A 20,234-nucleotide genomic window follows, 5' to 3' on the forward strand; every position below is an offset into this window, starting at 1 on the left:
GGTTTTCTTTAGTTATGGTGCAGGAATGCTTACGAGAGGAGTTTGAGACATGGGTGAAACAGCGTATGTTACTGTCTCAGCGCTGACAAAGTATATAAAACGAAAATTCGATGTAGATCCTCACCTTGAAAATATTTGGATTAAAGGCGAATTATCGAATGTAAAGATACACACGAGAGGCCATATTTACTTCACGTTAAAAGACGAAAACGCCCGGATGCAGTCGGTCATGTTCGCCAGACAGAGCGAGCGTCTTCCTTTTAAACCTGAAAACGGTATGAAAGTGCTGGTGAGAGGCGGAATTTCCGTATACGAACCGAGCGGAAACTATCAATTATATGCAAAAGAAATGCAGCCTGACGGGGTCGGAGCGCTTTATTTAGCGTATGAAGAATTAAAAAAGAAGCTAGCCGGAGAAGGTTTATTTGACGAACGCTACAAAAAACAAATCCCCGCATTTCCAGCCACAATCGGGGTTGTGACATCACCCACAGGTGCTGCTGTCAGAGATGTCATTACAACTCTAAAAAGAAGATATCCCCTTGTAAAAGTCATTGTTCTTCCAGCGCTCGTTCAGGGTGAAAATGCGAGCAGATCAATCGTTAGGCGCATTGAAGAGGCGAATGAAAAACAGGCGTGCGACGTATTAATTGTCGGAAGAGGCGGCGGATCGATTGAGGAACTGTGGGCGTTTAACGAAGAAATCGTAGCGCGTGCGATCTTTGCTTCCAACATACCGATCATTTCGGCAGTCGGGCATGAGACGGATTTTACCATCAGTGATTTTGTTGCGGATATCAGAGCGGCGACACCTACAGGAGCAGCTGAGATTGCAGTGCCCCATACCACTGATTTAATTGAACGGACGAAAACGGCGGAAGTCAGAATGACAAGAGCGATGCAGCAGCATCTCATCCAAAAAAAAGAACGGGTTCAAACACTTCAATCCTCATATGCATTTCGCTTTCCTAAGCGGCTGTTTGAGCAAAAAGAGCAGCAGTTTGACCTTGCATACCAGCAGTTTCAAGCTCAGCTTACCGCGCTGTTGGACCGGAAAAGCAGACAGCTTGAGCGCGAAACATACAGATTAGAGGCGCTGCATCCCCATGAACAGCTGAAACAGGCGAGAAAACGGTATGAGGATCAGACGAATCAGCTGAAAAAAAATATGAATATCCAAATGAAGCAGCTGCATTCTCAGTTTCAAACCGTTCTTGGCAAGCTGAACGCGCTAAGTCCCCTTCAAATTATGGAAAGAGGATACAGCTTGGCTTATAAGGAAGATGAACTCATAAAAAGCGTCAGTCAGATCGAAGAGAAAGACCAGCTGGAGGTAAAGCTGAAGGATGGCGTGCTGACCTGTGAAGTATTAAATAAGAGAGGGGAAGAAAAATGACAGACATGAAAAAAAATGAAAGCATGACGTTTGAAGAAGCGATGAAAGGCTTAGAAAGCATTGTATCAAAGCTTGAAGAAGGCGATGTGCCTCTGGAGCAAGCAATTAACTACTTTCAAGAAGGAATGGCTCTTTCAAAAATGTGCCATGAAAAGCTTCAAAAAGTAGAAAAGCAAATGGACTTCATTTTAAAAGAAGACGGCGAACTGGCACCTTTTAGTGTTCAGGAGGAAGACGAAGGTGACAAATAAATTAGCTAGCTTTCTGGCGGAGCGTAAAAAAGCGGTTGAAAAACAGCTCTTTGTATATACAGAAAACCTTAATATCCCGGATTCATTAAAAAAATCTATGCTGTATTCCCTTGAGGCCGGAGGGAAACGGCTGCGGCCTCTCATCGTGCTGGCGGTTTTGAATGCGTACGGAAAAAGTGAAAAAGACGGTATCCCAGTCGGGTGCGCTGTTGAAATGATTCACACGTATTCATTAATTCATGATGATCTGCCTTGCATGGATGATGATGATCTGCGCCGCGGAAAGCCGACAAACCATAAAGTATTTGGTGAAGCCACGGCTGTTTTAGCGGGAGACGGGCTGCTTACGGAAAGCTTTAAGCTGATTACATCACATGTGTCAGACGAAGTATCCGCAGAAAAGCGGCTTCGTCTTGTGAATGAACTGATTTCAGCAGCGGGAACCGAGGGCATGGTCGGGGGGCAGATCGCCGATATGGAAGCAGAAAACCGTCAGGTCACGCTTGAAGAACTTGAATCCATTCATGAACGGAAAACAGCCAAACTGCTCGGTTTTGGCGTCATCGCCGGCGCTATTTTGGCGGATGCGCCTAAGGAAGAAATTGAAACATTGCGCGTCTTCAGCAGCCACATTGGAATCGGTTTTCAAATCAGAGACGACATTTTAGATGTAGAAGGCAGTGAAGAGAAAATCGGCAAACGTGTCGGCTCGGATACAACGAACGACAAATCGACTTATCCGTCACTTCTGTCACTGGAAGGGGCCAAAAAGAAATTGGACGGTCACATAAAAGAAGCAAAGCGCTTGATCGACGGGCTCTCCCTTCAAAAAGACCTTTTGTATGAGCTTTGTGATTTAATTGCGGCAAGAGACCACTAAAACGATCCTTATTTGAAGCGGCTGCACGACATATGGTAAAATGTAAGCAGTTTCGATGAAAATCAAAAGGAAGAGCGCGTTTGTCTTTTTTTATGCCTGAGAAATGATCTGAGTTCAGCTCGGCATTTAAGACATATATCAATGCAGAAATTCATGCTGAAAGTGAGTTGATCCGCTTTGGATCTTTTATCAATACAGGACCCGTCGTTTTTAAAAAACATGTCCATTGATGAATTAGAGAAATTAAGTGATGAAATCCGTCAGTTTCTGATTACGACTTTATCGGCTTCTGGCGGTCACATTGGCCCTAATTTGGGTGTCGTTGAGCTTACCGTTGCATTGCATAAGGAATTTAACAGCCCGAAAGACAAGTTTTTGTGGGATGTAGGCCATCAGTCTTATGTCCATAAGCTGCTGACGGGACGGGGAAAAGAATTTGAGACCCTTCGTCAGTATAAAGGGCTTTGCGGATTCCCGAAGCGGAGCGAAAGCGAACATGACGTATGGGAAACCGGTCACAGCTCAACTTCCTTGTCAGGTGCGATGGGGATGGCGGCCGCTCGCGATATTAAAGGAACGGATGAGTTTATCATTCCGATTATCGGTGATGGTGCGCTGACCGGCGGAATGGCGCTTGAAGCGCTGAACCATATCGGTGACGAGAAAAAAGACATGATTGTTATCCTCAACGATAATGAAATGAGTATCGCTCCGAATGTCGGTGCTATTCATTCCATGCTCGGACGGCTGCGAACAGCCGGGAAATACCAATGGGTGAAAGATGAGCTTGAATACCTGTTTAAGAAGATTCCGGCTGTTGGGGGCAAGCTTGCCGCCACGGCAGAACGTGTCAAAGACAGCCTGAAGTATATGCTTGTATCAGGCATGTTTTTCGAGGAACTCGGATTTACTTATTTAGGCCCTGTGGACGGACACTCTTATCATGAGCTGATTGAGAATCTTCAATACGCTAAAAAAACAAAAGGCCCTGTCCTGCTGCATGTGATCACCAAAAAAGGAAAAGGGTACAAACCTGCTGAAACCGATACGACCGGTACGTGGCACGGAACCGGCCCATATAAAATTAATACAGGTGACTTTGTAAAACCAAAAGCCGCAGCGCCTGCATGGAGCAGCCTTGTCAGCGGAACAGTGCAGCGAATGGCACGTGAGGACGGGCGAATTGTGGCGATAACACCGGCAATGCCTGTCGGTTCGAAGCTTGAAGGCTTTGCGCAGGAATTTCCTGACCGAATGTTCGATGTCGGAATTGCAGAGCAGCATGCCGCTACAATGGCCGCCGCTATGGCATTACAAGGGATGAAGCCGTTTCTGGCTATCTATTCAACGTTCCTGCAGCGTGCATATGACCAGGTTGTTCATGACATCTGCCGTCAAAACGCCAATGTGTTTATCGGAATTGACCGTGCCGGATTAGTCGGTGCAGATGGCGAGACGCATCAAGGCGTATTTGATATCGCATTTATGCGCCACATTCCAAATATGGTCTTAATGATGCCAAAGGATGAAAATGAAGGGCAGCATATGGTTCATACAGCGCTCAGCTATGACGACGGTCCGATCGCCATGCGTTTTCCGCGCGGAAACGGCCTCGGCGTCAAAATGGATGAACAGCTTAAAACGATCCCAATCGGCACGTGGGAGGTGCTGCGTCCGGGTAGCGACGCGGTCATCTTAACATTTGGAACAACAATTGAAATGGCGCTTGAAGCTGCTGAAGAGCTGCAAAAAGAAGGCCTTTCCGTACGCGTCGTCAACGCGCGATTCATTAAGCCGATTGATGAAAAGATGATGAAGGATATACTAAATGAAGGCTTGCCGATTCTAACGATTGAAGAAGCGGTCTTAGAAGGCGGATTCGGAAGCGCGGTTTTAGAATTCGCTCATGATCAGGGAATGTATCATACGCCGATCGACAGAATGGGCATACCGGATCGATTTATAGAACATGGTAGCGTAACGGCGCTTCTTGAAGAAATAGGATTAACGAAACAGCAGGTGGCAGACCGAATTCGATTGCTGGCACCGCCGAAGACACATAAAGGAATTGGATCATGACGGCTAAGAAAGAACGATTAGATGTATTACTAGTGGAAAGAGGGCTTGCGGAAACGCGGGAAAAAGCGAAACGGGCCATTATGGCAGGGATCGTGTATTCGAATGAAAACCGCTTGGACAAGCCTGGAGAAAAAATTGACCGCGAGCTTCCGTTGACCATCAAAGGAAACCCGCTGAAATATGTGAGCAGAGGCGGCTTAAAGCTTGAAAAAGCGCTGAAAGAATTTCCTGTCTCTGTTCAGGACAAAATTATGATTGATATCGGTTCCTCCACCGGCGGCTTTACAGACTGTGCTCTGCAAAACGGCGCAAAACAGTCGTACGCGGTGGATGTAGGCTATAATCAGCTTGCATGGAAGCTAAGACAGGATGAACGCGTCGTCGTGATGGAGCGCACGAATTTCCGTTATGCGACTCCGGCAGACTTCACAAAAGGCATGCCGGAGTTTGCTACGATTGATGTATCCTTTATTTCACTTCGGCTGATCCTGCCCGTTTTAAAAACATTGCTTGTACCGGGCAGCGATTGTATTGCGCTTGTCAAGCCTCAGTTTGAAGCAGGCCGGGAATCTGTCGGCAAAAAAGGCATTGTCAGAGATCCGAAGGTGCATGCGGATGTTCTGCGGCGTATGATCAGTTTTTCGGCTGGCGAGGGCTATATCTGCAAAGGCCTGTCATTTTCTCCAATTACGGGAGGAGACGGAAATATTGAATTTCTCCTTCATTTGCACTGGCTGGGAGAAGGTCAAGAAGGTGCAGGTTTGCCTGAGGAGGAAATCAGCCGTATAGTGGAAGAAGCACATAAGACGTTAAAAGAAAAAAAAGCAGATGTACCGGAATAATAGGGCGCTATTATTCCTTTTTTCTGCATTCATGTACTTTTTGCGGAGAATCATATACCATATAAGAACAGATAAGCTGGAAATAGAGGTGCTTACATGAACAAAGGCCAGAGGCATATCAAAATCAGAGAAATCATTACAAGCAATGAAATCGAAACCCAAGATGAATTGGTCGACATGCTGAAGCAGGATGGATACAAGGTGACACAAGCCACGGTTTCACGTGATATTAAAGAGCTTCACCTTGTGAAGGTGCCGACAAATAACGGCTCATATAAATACAGCCTACCGGCGGACCAGCGTTTCAATCCGCTGTCTAAGCTGAAACGGTCACTGATGGATGCTTTTGTGAAAATAGACTCAGCAAGCCATATGATTGTGCTGAAAACCATGCCGGGCAATGCCCAGGCAATCGGAGCGCTTATGGACAATCTGGATTGGGACGAAATTATGGGGACCATTTGCGGAGATGACACTATTTTAATTATTTGCCGGACTCCTGAAGATACCGACGGCGTAAAAAGCCGGCTCCTAGAGCTGCTGTAAAGGAAATCTAACAAAGATAAGAGGTGTAATGCTGTTTGTTAGCTGAATTATCGATTAAAAACTTTGCCATTATTGAGGAACTGACGGTTTCTTTTGAACGCGGGCTTACGGTTTTAACAGGAGAAACCGGAGCCGGCAAATCCATCATCATAGATGCCATTTCACTTTTGGTCGGTGGCCGCGGTTCATCTGAATTTGTCAGATATGGAGAAACAAAAGCCGAGCTTGAAGGGCTGTTTCTGTTAGATAGCGGCCATCCCGTTTTTGACGTTTGTGCTGAACAGGGGATTGACGTTTCAGATGAAATGATCGTCATGAGAAGGGATATCAGCACGAACGGAAAAAGCGTATGCCGGGTTAATGGCAAACTTGTAACGATTGCGTCGCTTAGAGAAATCGGCAGGCTTTTATTAGATATTCACGGGCAGCACGATAACCAGCTGTTAATGGAGGACGAAAACCATCTTCAGCTTTTGGACAAGTTTGCGGGAGCCGAAGTGGAAAGCGCACTTCAAGCGTATCAGGAAGGCTATCAGCGATATATGAAGCTGCTTAAAAAGTTGAAGCAGCTTTCTGAAAGTGAGCAGGAAATGGCACACCGGCTTGATCTGATTCAATTTCAGCTGGAAGAAATCGAATCAGCAAAGCTTGAACTGAACGAAGATGAGCAGCTGCAAGAAGAGCGCCAGCAAATTTCAAATTTCGAGAAAATATTTGAATCACTGCAAAATGCTTATAACGCGCTGCGCAGCGAGCAGGGCGGGCTGGACTGGGTCGGAATGGCGTCGTCTCAGCTTGAAGATTTATCCGATATTAACGAACCGCTGCAAAAACTTTCTGAGAGTGTTTCAAACTCCTACTACCTTTTAGAGGACGCTACATTTCAGATGAGAAATATGCTGGATGAGCTTGAATATGACCCCGAGCGCTTGAATTTTATTGAGACGCGTCTTAATGAGATCAAGCAGCTGAAGCGGAAATACGGGGCAACCGTTGAGGATATTTTAGAATATGCTTCTAAAATTGAAGAAGAGATTGATCAAATTGAAAACAGAGACAGCCATCTGCAAAGCCTGAAGCAGGAGCTGGATTCGGTTGGTAAAGATGTTGCAGTAGAAGCGGCAAACGTATCCCGAATCCGAAAAACGTGGGCGAAAAAGCTGGCTGAGGAAATCCATCGTGAACTGAAAAGCTTATATATGGAAAAGTCGACTTTCGATACGGAGTTTAAGGTCAGAACGGCGACCCGCGATGAGGAAGCGCCGGTCGTAAACGGACAGCCTGTTCAGCTCACTGAACAAGGGATTGATCTGGTGAAGTTTTTAATTTCCACCAATACGGGCGAGCCGCTGAAATCTCTTTCTAAAGTCGCTTCCGGCGGAGAGCTGTCGAGGGTCATGCTTGCCATTAAAAGCATTTTTTCCTCACAGCAGGACGTTACCTCGATTATATTTGACGAGGTAGATACAGGCGTAAGCGGCAGGGTCGCTCAGGCTATTGCTGAAAAGATTCACAAAGTATCGATGGGATCACAAGTGCTATGCATTACGCACCTGCCTCAGGTAGCAGCCATGGCCGATACCCATCTTTACATTGCGAAAGAATTAAAAGACGGAAGAACGACGACGCGTGTAAAGCCGCTGACTAAACAAGAGAAGGTGACGGAAATCGGACGCATGATAGCAGGAGTCGAAGTCACAGACTTGACGAAACGCCATGCGAAAGAGCTGTTAAAACAAGCGGATCAAGTCAAAACAACTGGGTAAGCTGCGCGATATGCGCAGCTTATTTTTTTGTATACACATCCATTCGTTCATCAGTATATCCAATGTTTTTCTTTATAAGACAGTTATAAATAAGGGCTGAGAAGGCAAAAGTAATGATGTAGCAGCAATTCATAAAGAAGGTGTGGGGTAGGAGCGAGGAGAGTGAAGTAGTGAATGCCGGATAACATCAGAAAAGCAATAGGTTTAATTCTCCTTGTTTCGTTATTAAGTGTAGGTTTATGCAAACCATTAAAAGAGTATTTACTGATTCCAACGCAAATGAGAGTATTTGAAACCCAAACACAAGCCATTGAAACGAGTTTATCGGTAAACGCCCAGGAAAAATCATCAGAAGCGTTTACAGTTGAGAAAGACCCGCATGAAATCAAAGTCACAGGCAAAAAATCAGGCCAGTCAGAATTAGTATATGATCTTGCCGGATTTCCAATTAAAAAAACAAAAGTGCAAGTTCTTCCGGATTTAAAAGTCATACCGGGCGGGCAATCCATCGGTGTCAAACTTCATTCCGTGGGAGTCCTTGTCGTCGGATTTCATCAAATTAACACAAGCGAAGGGAAAAAATCCCCTGGTGAATCGGCAGGTATTACAGCAGGCGACATTATTATTGAGATGAATGGACAGAAAATTGAAAAAATGAATGATGTTGCCCCGTTTATTCAAAAGGCGGGAAACACCGGAGAGTCACTTGATTTGCTGATCAAACGTGATAAACAGAAGATCAAAACAAAGCTGATTCCTCAAAAGGATGAAGCTGAAGGCAAATACCGAATCGGTTTATATATCAGGGATTCTGCCGCGGGCATCGGCACGATGACTTTTTATGAGCCGAAAACAAAAAAATACGGAGCGCTTGGCCACGTGATCTCCGATATGGATACGAAAAAACCAATCGTCGTGGAAGATGGAGAAATTGTCAAATCGACTGTGACATCAATTGAAAAAGGGACAGGCGGAAATCCTGGAGAAAAACTGGCGCGATTTTCCTCTGAACGCAAAACGATCGGGGACATTAACAGAAACAGCCCATTTGGAATCTTCGGCACGTTACATCAGCCGATTAAAAACAAAATATCAGATAAGGCGCTGCCGGTTGCCTTTTCAAGTGAAGTGAAAAAAGGGCCTGCGGAAATCTTAACGGTCATTGATGATGATAAGGTAGAAAAATTTGATATCGAAATCGTCAGCACGACACAGCAAAAGTTTCCGGCTACAAAAGGAATGGTCTTGAAAATTACCGATCCGAGACTGCTGAAGGAAACAGGCGGCATTGTACAAGGCATGAGCGGAAGCCCAATCATTCAAAATGGAAAGGTCGTCGGCGCTGTCACCCATGTGTTTGTCAACGACCCGACAAGCGGTTACGGTGTGCATATTGAATGGATGCTGTCTGAAGCAGGAATCGATATTTACGGAAAAGAAAAAGCAAGCTGACTGCCGGATCTCCGGCAGTTTTTTTGCTTTTCTCCCTCTTCACTTCTCATCATACATACGTTAAAATGAACAAAAGAAGATTTTTCGACAAATTCACGTTTCCTTATTTGTCAAATTTCATTTTTAGTCGAAAAATAGAGAAAAACATAGAATAACGAAGATATGCCACTATTATTGTTAGTTATGATTTTTTTTAGAGGGTATATAGCGGTTTTGTCGAATGTAAACATGTAGCAAGGTGGAATCCTGTTAACTACATTGGGGGAGGAAGAAACGTGGAGAAAATTAAAGTTTGTGTTGCTGACGATAATCGAGAGCTGGTAAGCCTGTTGAGTGAATATATAGAAGGACAGGAAGACATGGAAGTCATCGGAGTTGCGTATAACGGACAGGAATGCCTGTCGCTATTTAAAGAAAAAGATCCTGATGTGCTCGTCTTGGATATTATTATGCCTCATTTGGACGGACTTGCTGTTTTAGAGCGACTGAGAGAATCCGATCTGAAAAAACAGCCAAACGTCATCATGCTGACAGCCTTCGGGCAGGAAGATGTCACGAAAAAGGCCGTCGATTTAGGAGCGTCCTACTTTATTCTCAAACCGTTTGATATGGAAAACCTTGTCGGCCATATTCGCCAGGTCAGCGGAAATGCCAGCAGTGTGACGCATCGCGCGCCGTCATCACAAAGCAGCATTATACGCAGCAGCCAGCCTGAACCAAAAAGGAAAAATCTCGACGCGAGCATCACAAGCATTATCCATGAAATCGGCGTCCCTGCACATATTAAAGGCTATCTCTATCTGCGTGAAGCGATCTCAATGGTGTACAACGACATCGAACTGCTCGGCAGTATTACAAAAGTCCTCTATCCGGACATCGCCAAAAAATTCAACACAACCGCTAGCCGTGTAGAAAGAGCGATCCGCCACGCGATTGAAGTGGCATGGAGCAGAGGGAATATTGATTCCATTTCCTCATTGTTCGGCTATACAGTCAGCATGACGAAGGCAAAACCTACAAATTCAGAGTTCATTGCGATGGTTGCAGATAAGCTGAGATTAGAGCATAAGGCTTCTTAAGCATGATCAGCAAAAGCACTTAAATCAAACGTCTTTTATTTATTGGTTTCCGCTGATAAATAGGAGGCGTTTTGTTTTTGGATAAATCTGTTATAATGAATGCGGTAGATGGGTGAATATTTGTTTATACGCTTGGAGTGATCGAAAATGTGTGAAAAGTACGGGCTGCTGATGGCTATATTTATCCTTTCGCTTTGTGTCAATTCAAACATCATCGTGGAGTCACACAAAATAGGTATGCTGATTGACTTCATTTCATTTGCTGCAATGGTCGTATGTATATTCGTTGGTTGGACCATGAGAAACAGAAAGTCAAAAACGGATTGAAACCTTTTCCGCTGTATGTTCGTAGCAAAAAGAGCAATTGAGGTATAAAGAAGACATATCATGAAAAAGAGAAAACGTGACGGACTGCTGTTCGATTTTCTAACCGAAGGAATTGGTCAGCTTCTCATTTTGCCACTTAAATATGTGCACAAACTATTCGATTGACGAAAAGGCCCTTTCCTAAGGGTCTTTTTTTATAAAAAAGACTGCCGAAACATTTCGGCAGTCACATCAAATTAATCTTTATAAGGAACCCATCCAGGTGTGTTCACAATCGCTTGCCATAGCGGCTCAGGCAAGTGATATTTTTCTTTGTCTGTCCCTTTTATCACAGTTTCAATTTGTTTTTCGCGTCCTTCTTTTACTTTTACAGCCCAATCAGGATCAACTAAAATTTCACGCCCCATCGCCACTAGCGGAATACCGTTTTCAATCACAGCAAGCGCGTCATCAGCAGAATGGATGGAACCAACAGCAATCAGAGGCACCTTGTGTCCGACACGTTCATTCAATAAGTCCATGCGCGTACGTGTCGGGTCTGCCCCGCGGCGCGCTTTGGAGTTGACGTCCATCAATGAAATATGGAGGTAATCCAGTTCTTTTTCTACTAAGGCATCAACAAGCGTGAAGGTTTCTGTCATTGTCAGTCCCGGTGTATCTGGCTCTTCCGGAGACAGGCGGTAGCCGACTAAAAATTCATCTTTCGCGTGATCGGCAATTGCTTGTTTCACCTCATCCACAATAGCAAGCGGGAAGGCTAATCGTTTCTCATCGCTTCCTCCCCAGCGGTCTGTGCGCTGATTTGTTTTTGGGGAATAAAACTGCTGAATTAAGTAGCCGTTTGCACCGTGAATTTCGACACCGTCAAAGCCGGCTTCAATGGCGCGTCTTGTCGCTTCTCCAAAAGCTTTCACAATGTTTTCAACCTCTGCTTCTGTCAAGGCGCGGGCCATTTGTTTGCCGTTATCAGACACGTCACTTGGCGCGACAACGTCCTGATTCGGAACGAGCTCAGCAGGGCATTCAATTCCGCCGTGATGAATTTGCACAATCGCTTTTGACCCTTGTGCTTGAATGGCTTGGGCTAATCTTTTTAGCCCGGCAATATTTGAATCGTCATGGATGGCCGGCTGTCCGGAAAACGCTTTTCCATCAGGCGTGACGTTTGCGCATGCTGTAATCACCATTCCCATTTCTTTTGAACGGGGGATGATATAGTCCAGCTCCGCTTCAGAAATCGTGCCATCCTCATTGGAAGAATAATGGGTCATTGGAGCAACCGCGATCCGGTTGTCAATCGTAACGCCGCTTCGAAATGTAAATGATTCAAAGAGCGGTTTGTACTTTGGATTCATAAGATCATCTTCTTTCGTTTGGATTCGCACATATTCTAGCCTATATGTAAAATTTGATGCATTCAATCTGCTTCACCGGCTGAATATCTTGAGTGCCGAATGTGGTTTTCTTCGCTCTTTTTCGGGGCTTTTGTAGCCGCCTTTGATTTGATGGCCAATGGAGCAAGTGATGACCGCCGCGGCTAGCAGCAGAACGAATTTTTTCATGAGCTGTAACTTCTTTCTGTAAAGTAAATATTCTTTAAAAGCTTACGCCTGCCCAACCCTTCCGTCAAACCATCTGCTCATCGTATTCATCAATTTTTTTAAAAATGAATATAAAGTTGTTTCTTTCAGCTAATTTTTTCTAAAATGCTGCTCTTTTAGAGACATCCTCATAGACAGATCCGCTTGCTTTCTTTCTAACAACAGGAAATCAGCAGGTCAGATAGCCCTTTTGAAAATCATGGAAATGTTGTGCCGGCTTTTGTGCAAGCTTTACAAATCCGCCATTCTGGTCAAAGATAAAAGCCAAACATCAGGAAGAGGTGATCATGTGAAACAAGCTGGTCTATTTCTGTTTACTGTACTGCTGCTTTCCGGATGCAGTATTGCAAGCGCGGATGAATCAGCCCCGAGGTTTACAGAAGAGGGCAAATACATCGGCTCGGCCGATCCTCATACAATCGCTGTTTCCCTTAACGGAGAAGAAACCATGATACAAGTTCCAAGAGACAAGCGCGATGATTGTGAGGATCTGCCAGATCACACAAATGTCCAGGTGAAATATATAAAAAAAGAGAACGGAACCTTACAGCTGGAAGATATTCAGCAAAAGAATTCGTAATGACAGACCGGAGGGAGAAACGTTGAGAATGTTATGGAGGAGTTTAGCGATATGCGGATTGGCTTTTATGCTCGCACCCTGTGCGCAAGCGGCAGAGCCGGTAGCAGGGAAGACGGTATATATTGATGCCGGCCATGGCGGCAAAGACAGCGGGGCAGTCGGAAACGGGCTCTTAGAGAAAAATATTAATTTGGCTGTCTCCCGTCATGTTGTGGACAAGCTGAAAGCGGAAGGAGCGAATCCTATCGCTACAAGGACAGATGATCATTTTCTGACCTTGGAGGAAAGAGTGGCAAAAGCAAGTGCAAACCATGCCGATCTTTTTGTCAGTATTCATGTGAATTCGGGCGTTTCCTCCGCTTCAGGCACGGAAACGTACTTTCAGTCTGATTATGAAGCGGAAAACAGTCAGCGGCTGGCATCGGATATTCAGTCAGAGCTGGTATCATCCTTGCAAACAAGAGACAGGGGTGTGAAAGAATCAGATTTTTATGTCATTACATATTCACAAATGCCGAGCGTGCTGGCTGAGCTTGGATTTATTACAAACAGCTCTGATGCGGACAAGCTTGGGAGTGAAGTATATCAGGAAAAAGCTGCAGACGCGATTGTCGCGGGGATCGATTCTTATTACGCACAATAGTCTGAGTACAAGAAACCTTAATTCTAGAGTGACAAGGCCAAAATCAGTATAATGAAGAAAACGGGCAACTTTAGGCTTGAGGTGAAACAATGACAAAGATTTTTGCCCATCGGGGGGCATCAGGTCATTATCCCGAAAATACAATGATTGCATTTGAAAAAGGGATTGAAGACGGAGCAGACGGAATAGAGCTTGATGTTCAGCTGACAAAAGACGGACGTATTGTCGTTATTCATGATGAAAGGCTCGACCGGACGACATCCTTAAAAGGTTTCGTAAAGGACACGGTGTACGATGTCTTGAAATCCGCGGATGCGGCTGCCGGTCATCATCAAACAGTCGGCGATGTAAGGGTGCCGCTGCTTGAAGACGTGCTCTCGTGGGCTGAAAAAAAGGATTTTCTGATTAACATTGAATTGAAAAACAGCGTGATCCGCTATGAAGGAATGGAAGAAAAAGTGCTTGAGGCAGTAAAGCGATTTAAAATAGAAGAAAGAACGATTCTGTCCGCATTTAATCATGAAAGCTTAGCGTTATGCGGCCGGCTGGCACCCCATATTGAGCGGGCGGTACTAACCTCAGATGTGCTTTATCAGGCTGATCAATATGTAAAATCTATTCCGGCAGCCGGCTACCACCCAAAGCTGCATAGTCCGGCGGTAACGGATGAAATGCTGGAGCAAATGCGGAACAGTTCGATTAAGGTAAGGCCTTTTACAGTCAATCGGCCAGACGATATGGAGCATTTGATGAAAATGGGAGCAGACGGCATTTTCACAGATTTTCCTGAGCGAGCTGCTGCCATCGCTAAGAAATTGAATAGAAGAAATTAGTTTTCAAGAAGGCTGCCGGAGCAGCCTTCTTTTTTCATTCATTCATACCTGTTTCAAAGCATACATTCATAGAAGACATCAAGAAATGTAAGCGCTGTCTATCTTCTGATTTGAGGTGACACTATGAGGAAAACAGTTATTGTAAGTGCTGCGAGAACCCCGTTTGGTAAATTTGGCGGGGCATTAAAAGAAGTAAAAGCTGCTGAACTCGGGGGCGCTGCTATGAAAGAGGCGTTAAAGCGTGCCGGAGTCTCTGGAGATCAGGCGGAAGGCGCGGTCATGGGTATGGTTGTCCAAGCCGGTGCGGGCCAGATACCTTCCCGGCAAGCTGCCCGTATAGCCGGACTGCCTTGGAGTGTGCCATCGGAAACGCTGAATAAAGTTTGCGCCTCCGGCCTTCGCGCTGTCACTCTATGTGACCAAATGATTCGGGCGCATGATGCGGACATTCTTGTTGCCGGAGGTATGGAGAGCATGAGCAATATTCCGTATGCTGTTCCCGCTGGCCGCTGGGGCGCGCGGATGGGTAACGGTGAGCTAAGGGATTTAATGGTTTATGACGGATTAATGTGCGCCTTTGATGAAGTGCACATGGCCGTTCACGGAAATACGGCGGCCAAGGAATATGGAATTTCACGTAAAGAGCAGGATGAATGGGCCCTTCGAAGTCATAAGCGGTCGGCCGAGGCGGCTGATGAAGGAAAGTTTGATGAAGAAATTGTTCCTGTCAGCTGGTTTGACCGGAAAGGAAAAACAAACATTGTTGACAAAGATGAAGCGATTCGCCGCGATACCACTCTCGATCAGCTTGCGAAACTATCTCCGATATACTCGAGTGACGGATCCATTACAGCCGGCAATGCGCCGGGAGTCAACGACGGAGCGGGAGCATTTGTATTAATGTCTGAGGAAAAAGCCGCTGAACTTGGAAAGCGTCCTCTTGCAACCATTCTTGGTTTTTCAACAGCCGGAATGCAAGCGCATGAGCTTGCGGCTGCTCCGGGATATGCAATAAACAAGCTGCTGAAAAAGACCGGTTTTACATTACAGGATATTGATCTTTTTGAAGTCAATGAAGCATTTGCATCTGTTGTATTAACATGTGAAAAAATCGTCGGGTTTGATCTTGAAAAAGTAAACGTAAATGGCGGAGCAATTGCGCTGGGCCATCCGATCGGCGCTAGCGGTGCGAGAATTTTGATGACACTTGTGTACGAATTAAAGCGCCGGGGAGGCGGACTGGGTATTGCTGCTATTTGCAGCGGGGCGGCTCAGGGAGACGCTGTGTTGGTTCAAGTTCATTAAAACATTGACGGAGAAGGGGATTTGCATGGAAATCAAACATATCATGGTAGCCGGCGCCGGACAGATGGGAAGCGGAATTGCCCAAACAGCGGCTGAAGCCGGCTTTTATGTGCGGCTGTATGATTTAAATCCTGAGGCAGCGGAAACGGGGTTTCAGCACATAAAAAAGCATTTGACCCGCGATGCTGAAAAAGGAAGAAAGACGGAGGCTGAAGTGAAGGCTGTTATCAGCCGTATTTCGCTTTCCCCGGCGCTGGAGGAGGCGCAGCATGCGGATGTTGTGATTGAAGCAATTGCAGAAAGCATGACGGCAAAAACTAAATTGTTCAAAAACCTTGATCATATTTGCCCGGCTCATACGCTTTTGGCCAGCAATACATCCTCCTTGCCTATAACAGAAATTGCAGCTGTCACAAATCGTCCAGAACATGTCATTGGCATGCATTTTATGAACCCCGTCCCTGTTATGAAACTGGTTGAAGTCATTCGCGGCCTGGCGACATCAGATGAAACGGCATTAACCATTACGGCATTAGCGGAAAAAATGGGGAAAACACCGGTCGAAGTCAATGATTTTCCCGGATTTGTCTCCAACCGTGTGCTTCTCCCAATGATTAATGAAGCCATCTATTGTCTTTATGAGGGGGTAGCTGAGCCAAACGCAATAGACCAGGTTATGAAACTTGGCATGAATCACCCGATGGGTCCGCTTAAATTAGCTGATTTTATCGGGCTGGACACGTGTTTGTCGATAATGGAAGTCCTTCACTCCGGGCTTGGAGACTCCAAGTACCGTCCTTGCCCGCTGCTTCGTAAGTACGTCAAAGCAGGGTGGCTCGGCAAAAAGAGCGGACGCGGCTTTTATCATTACGGCGAGGAGAAGAATACCTGAAGTCAATTCCAATCCGGGGGTGGCCGAGTTGCATTTAACCCAAGAGCAAGTCATGATGCGAAAGATGGTGCGTGATTTTGCCCGAAAAGAAATTGCTCCTGCTGCGGAGGTCATGGAGAAAACAGATGAATTTCCATTTCAGCTAATGAAGAAAATGGGTGAACACGGCTTGATGGGAATACCAGTGCCGGAACAGTATGGCGGCGCTGGAGCGGACGTTGTTTCTTATATTTTGGCCATTCATGAGATTTCTAAAATCAGCGCGGCGGTCGGTGTCATTCTTTCGGTTCATTCCTCAGTGGGCACAAATCCGATTTTGTACTTCGGAAACGAAGAGCAAAAAGTGAAATATATACCGAAACTCGCCTCAGGCAACTACTTGGGTGCATTTGCGCTGACTGAGCCTTACTCTGGATCGGATGCCGGGAGCCTTCGCACCACAGCAATCAAAAAGAACGGCAAATATATTTTAAACGGATCGAAAATTTTCATAACAAACGGCGGTGCCGCTGACCTCTATATTACGTTTGCTTTAACTGCTCCAGGCCAAAACAGGAGCGGGATTTCGGCTTTTATTGTTGAAAAGAACACACCGGGTTTTACAGTCGGCAAAAAAGAAAGAAAGCTGGGGCTTCACGGGTCCAATACAACAGAGCTGATATTTGAAAATGCGGAAGTGCCGGAAGAGAATTTGCTGGGCGAAGAGGGCGATGGATTTAAAATTGCGATGGCGAATCTGAATGTGGGGCGCATCGGCATTGCAGCACAAGCGCTGGGAATCGCAGAGGCTGCCCTAGAATATGCGGTTGCTTACGCGAAACAGCGTGTCCAATTCAACAGGCCTATCGCAGCCAATCAAGGCATATCGTTTAAGCTCGCCGATATGGCGACAAGAGCAGAGGCGGCAAGGCACCTTGTCTATCATGCGGCAGATCTCCATAACCGCGGCCTGGCCTGCGGAAAGGAAGCGTCCATGGCTAAACAATTTGCTTCCGATTCAGCGGTGAAGGCTGCCCTTGAGGCAGTCCAGATTTATGGAGGATATGGTTATATGAAGGATTATCCGGTCGAACGGCTGCTTAGGGATGCAAAGGTAACACAAATTTATGAAGGTACAAATGAAATTCAAAGACTCATTATTTCCAAGCACCTGCTTGGCGCAATCTGACAGATAATAACGCAAAGCGGAGGTTGAGAATATGGATGGTAAACAGCATTTTTCTCCAGGTCTGGACGGGGTCGTCGCGGCAGAAACGGATATTTCTTATCTTGACACACAGTACAGCCAGATATTGATTCGAGGCTATGATTTAATTGATCTTTCAAAAACCAAAAGCTATCTAGAACTGGTGCATCTATTGCTGGAGGGGAGGCTGCCGGATGAAAATGAAACGGAAACGGTCAAAAGGAAGGTCAACAGCGCTTCAAACCTGCCTGCTGACATTGTCCGTCTTCTTGAGCTGCTGCCTGAATATACTCATCCGATGGATTGTCTGCGAACCGGGGTATCGGCTCTTGCCGGCTACGACCGCCAAATTGACGATCGGTCGCCTTCTGCAAACAAGGAGCGCGCCTATCAGCTTTTAGGGAAAATGCCTGCGCTCACAGCAAGCAGCTATAGAAAGATAAATAAAGGAAAACCGATTCCCCCGCTTCAGCACCTTTCCTACAGCGCGAATTTCTTATACATGATGACAGGGAAAATACCGTCCGCATTGGAAGAGCGGATCTTTGACCGTTCACTCATTCTGTACAGTGAGCATGAGATGCCGAATTCAACCTTTACGGCCAGGGTGATTGCTTCAACACAATCGGATCTTTATGGCGCATTGACAGGAGCTGTAGCTTCTTTGAAGGGGAATCTTCATGGAGGCGCAAACGAAGCGGTCATGTATATGCTTTTGGAGGCTAAAACAAAGCCTGATTTTGAACAAATCCTGTTATCAAAACTGAGAAAAAAAGACAAAATCATGGGCTTCGGCCACCGAGTGTACATGAAAAAAATGGACCCGAGAGCGCTAATGATGAAAGAAGCGCTTAAGCAATTATGCGATCGAGCCGGAGATCACCGTTTATACGAAATGTGTGAAGCAGGGGAGCAGCTGATGGAGCGGGAAAAAGGGCTTTATCCGAATTTGGATTATTACGCCGCCCCGGTGTATTGGATGCTTGGCATACCAATTCCGTTGTATACACCTGTCTTTTTCAGTGCGAGAACGGCAGGCTTATGCGCACATGTGATTGAACAGCATACCAATAACCGCTTGTTCCGCCCGCGTGTCCGCTATACCGGCCCGCGATATGAGAACAAATTCAAATCATGAAAGGAATTGGTCGAATGCTGAAAACGGATCATGTCATTGAAGAAATAACAGACTATGTGCTTGAGAAAGAGATTACGAGTTCGGAAGCGTTTACAACGGCAGGTCACGTTTTGCTGGATACACTCGGCTGCGGGATTTTAGCGCTCCGCTATCCCGAATGCACCAAGCTGCTCGGCCCGATTGTGCCAGGAACCAGTGTGCCAAACGGAAGCAGAGTGCCGGGAACGTCATATGTTCTTGATCCTGTACGGGCAGCATTTAACATAGGGTGTATGATCCGCTGGCTTGATTACAACGATACATGGCTTGCGGCGGAGTGGGGGCATCCGTCAGATAACTTGGGGGGCATTCTTGCGGCGGCTGATTATGTATCAAGAGTGAGGCTGTCTGAAGGAAAAGAGCCATTAACGGTTCGCGACGTCCTTGAAGCGATGATCAAGGCTCACGAAATTCAAGGTGTGCTGGCTTTAGAAAACAGCTTAAACCGAGTCGGGCTTGATCATGTGTTGTTTGTCAAGGTGGCAACGACGGCTGTAGCCGCAAAGCTGCTGGGCGGCGGAAGGGAAGAAATCAATCATGCGCTTTCGAATGCTTGGATTGACAATGCAGCCTTGAGGACATACCGGCATGCGCCTAATACAGGCTCGCGCAAATCGTGGGCCGCAGGAGATGCGACCAGCAGGGGCGTTCATCTCGCACTGATGGCATTAAAAGGGGAAATGGGTTACCCGACAGCTTTGACCGCTCCGGGCTGGGGCTTTCAAGACGTATTATTCAACAAGAAAGAGATCAAGCTCGCCCGCCCGCTTGACGCTTATGTCATGGAACATGTGTTGTTCAAAGTCTCTTATCCTGCGGAATTCCACGCCCAGACAGCGGCAGAGTGTGCCGTCATTCTTCATCCGCATGTCAAAGACCGTATCGATGAAATTGACCGTGTTGTTATCAGAACGCATGAATCAGCTATTCGCATCATTGATAAAAAAGGCCCGCTGCATAATCCCGCGGATCGCGATCATTGTCTGCAATACATCACAGCGATTGGTTTAATATTCGGTGATATCACTGCACAGCATTATGAGGCTGATACGGCAAGTGATCCAAGAATAGATAAACTTCGAGAAAAAATGGAAGTGACTGAAAACAAAGCATATACGGAAGATTATCTCAAACCAGATAAACGCTCCATTTCAAATGCCGTTCAGATTTATTTTAAAGACGGAACGAGTACAGAGATGGTTGAATGTGAATTTCCGCTGGGCCATCGTTTTCGAAGAGGCGAGGCTGTGCCAAAATTGTTAGAAAAGTTTTCTGCGAATCTCAAAACCCATTTTTCTGAGAAGCAGCAAAAACATATTTACAAGCGCTGCACCAGCTCTGAAACATTACAAACGATGCGTGTAAACGATTTTGTCGATATGTTCTGTATGTGAAAGGA

General features: G+C 45.9%; 19 protein-coding genes. 17 read left to right on the forward strand and 2 right to left on the reverse strand.

Going from position 1 to position 20,234, the window contains the following annotated elements; genetic code table 11:
* The first annotated feature begins 49 nt into the window (after positions 1–49).
* From xseA to spo0A, 9 genes are all read left to right on the forward strand, one after another.
* Positions 50–1,396, forward strand: a complete 1,347-nt coding sequence (xseA, locus tag H7F27_RS08870; RefSeq protein ID WP_024122011.1) for an exodeoxyribonuclease VII large subunit — start codon at positions 50–52, stop codon at positions 1,394–1,396.
* Entirely contained in the window at positions 1,393–1,647 is a 255-nt protein-coding gene (locus H7F27_RS08875) for an exodeoxyribonuclease VII small subunit (protein WP_024122010.1), read from the forward strand. Before xseA ends, H7F27_RS08875 begins: the two co-directional genes overlap by 4 nt.
* Positions 1,637–2,527 (forward strand): polyprenyl synthetase family protein, encoded by an 891-nt coding sequence (locus tag H7F27_RS08880; RefSeq protein WP_185848839.1) that lies wholly within the window; start codon positions 1,637–1,639, stop codon positions 2,525–2,527. The genes H7F27_RS08875 and H7F27_RS08880 overlap by 11 nt, the downstream gene beginning before the upstream one ends.
* Before the next feature lie 177 nt (positions 2,528–2,704).
* Positions 2,705–4,606: a 1-deoxy-D-xylulose-5-phosphate synthase gene (gene dxs / locus H7F27_RS08885; RefSeq protein ID WP_024122007.1), complete on the forward strand. Its 1,902-nt coding sequence runs from the start codon at positions 2,705–2,707 to the stop codon at positions 4,604–4,606.
* A complete protein-coding gene (locus tag H7F27_RS08890) occupies positions 4,603–5,448 on the forward strand; it encodes a TlyA family RNA methyltransferase (RefSeq protein WP_024122006.1) in 846 nt (281 codons plus the stop codon). The genes dxs and H7F27_RS08890 overlap by 4 nt, the downstream gene beginning before the upstream one ends.
* Positions 5,449–5,544: 96 nt before the next feature.
* A complete protein-coding gene (argR, locus tag H7F27_RS08895; protein WP_010334883.1) occupies positions 5,545–5,994 on the forward strand; it encodes an arginine repressor ArgR in 450 nt (149 codons plus the stop codon).
* 35 nt (positions 5,995–6,029) lie between these two features.
* Complete coding sequence (recN, locus tag H7F27_RS08900) at positions 6,030–7,760, forward strand: DNA repair protein RecN (RefSeq protein ID WP_101861022.1); 1,731 nt, start codon at positions 6,030–6,032, stop codon at positions 7,758–7,760.
* 174 nt (positions 7,761–7,934) lie between these two features.
* The gene (spoIVB, locus tag H7F27_RS08905) at positions 7,935–9,212 is read left to right on the forward strand and encodes a SpoIVB peptidase (protein WP_101861021.1); all 1,278 of its coding nucleotides are present in this window, start codon (positions 7,935–7,937) and stop codon (positions 9,210–9,212) included.
* A gap of 275 nt (positions 9,213–9,487) precedes the next feature.
* Positions 9,488–10,291, forward strand: a complete 804-nt coding sequence (gene spo0A / locus H7F27_RS08910; protein ID WP_010334880.1) for a sporulation transcription factor Spo0A — start codon at positions 9,488–9,490, stop codon at positions 10,289–10,291.
* A 563-nt stretch (positions 10,292–10,854) separates the two neighbouring features.
* Here the strand turns inward: spo0A and H7F27_RS08915 are convergent.
* Together H7F27_RS08915 and H7F27_RS08920 are read right to left on the reverse strand one after the other, a co-directional pair.
* Entirely contained in the window at positions 10,855–11,973 is a 1,119-nt protein-coding gene (locus H7F27_RS08915) for an NADH-dependent flavin oxidoreductase (protein ID WP_103672295.1), read from the reverse strand.
* 72 nt (positions 11,974–12,045) lie between these two features.
* The gene (locus tag H7F27_RS08920; RefSeq protein ID WP_024122000.1) at positions 12,046–12,180 is read right to left on the reverse strand and encodes a hypothetical protein; all 135 of its coding nucleotides are present in this window, start codon (positions 12,178–12,180) and stop codon (positions 12,046–12,048) included.
* Positions 12,181–12,508: 328 nt separating this feature from the next.
* Between H7F27_RS08920 and H7F27_RS08925 the strand changes: the two genes are divergently transcribed.
* The 8 genes from H7F27_RS08925 to H7F27_RS08960 all read left to right on the forward strand — a co-directional run bounded on the left by H7F27_RS08925 (position 12,509) and on the right by H7F27_RS08960 (position 20,229).
* On the forward strand, positions 12,509–12,799 hold the full coding sequence (locus tag H7F27_RS08925; protein ID WP_024121999.1) for a hypothetical protein: 291 nt from the start codon (positions 12,509–12,511) through the stop codon (positions 12,797–12,799).
* 22 nt (positions 12,800–12,821) lie between these two features.
* Positions 12,822–13,442 carry an N-acetylmuramoyl-L-alanine amidase family protein gene (locus tag H7F27_RS08930; protein WP_095713255.1) on the forward strand — a complete coding sequence of 207 codons (621 nt, stop codon included), beginning with the start codon at positions 12,822–12,824 and terminating at the stop codon, positions 13,440–13,442.
* 89 nt (positions 13,443–13,531) lie between these two features.
* Positions 13,532–14,275, forward strand: a complete 744-nt coding sequence (locus tag H7F27_RS08935; RefSeq protein WP_185848840.1) for a glycerophosphodiester phosphodiesterase — start codon at positions 13,532–13,534, stop codon at positions 14,273–14,275.
* Positions 14,276–14,398: 123 nt separating this feature from the next.
* Positions 14,399–15,580 (forward strand): acetyl-CoA C-acetyltransferase, encoded by a 1,182-nt coding sequence (locus tag H7F27_RS08940; protein ID WP_095713253.1) that lies wholly within the window; start codon positions 14,399–14,401, stop codon positions 15,578–15,580.
* A gap of 25 nt (positions 15,581–15,605) precedes the next feature.
* Positions 15,606–16,472, forward strand: a complete 867-nt coding sequence (locus tag H7F27_RS08945; RefSeq protein ID WP_185848841.1) for a 3-hydroxybutyryl-CoA dehydrogenase — start codon at positions 15,606–15,608, stop codon at positions 16,470–16,472.
* Between the two features lie 28 nt (positions 16,473–16,500).
* Positions 16,501–17,640 (forward strand): acyl-CoA dehydrogenase, encoded by a 1,140-nt coding sequence (locus tag H7F27_RS08950; RefSeq protein ID WP_024121994.1) that lies wholly within the window; start codon positions 16,501–16,503, stop codon positions 17,638–17,640.
* Between the two features lie 31 nt (positions 17,641–17,671).
* Positions 17,672–18,796, forward strand: coding sequence for a citrate synthase (gene mmgD / locus H7F27_RS08955; protein WP_185848842.1), 1,125 nt, complete (start codon positions 17,672–17,674; stop codon positions 18,794–18,796).
* A gap of 14 nt (positions 18,797–18,810) precedes the next feature.
* Positions 18,811–20,229 carry a bifunctional 2-methylcitrate dehydratase/aconitate hydratase gene (locus H7F27_RS08960; protein ID WP_101861013.1) on the forward strand — a complete coding sequence of 473 codons (1,419 nt, stop codon included), beginning with the start codon at positions 18,811–18,813 and terminating at the stop codon, positions 20,227–20,229.
* The last annotated feature ends 5 nt before the right edge of the window (positions 20,230–20,234 follow it).

The sequence above is a fragment of the Bacillus sp. PAMC26543 genome (assembly GCF_014250375.1).
Lineage (GTDB): Bacteria > Bacillota > Bacilli > Bacillales > Bacillaceae > Bacillus > Bacillus halotolerans.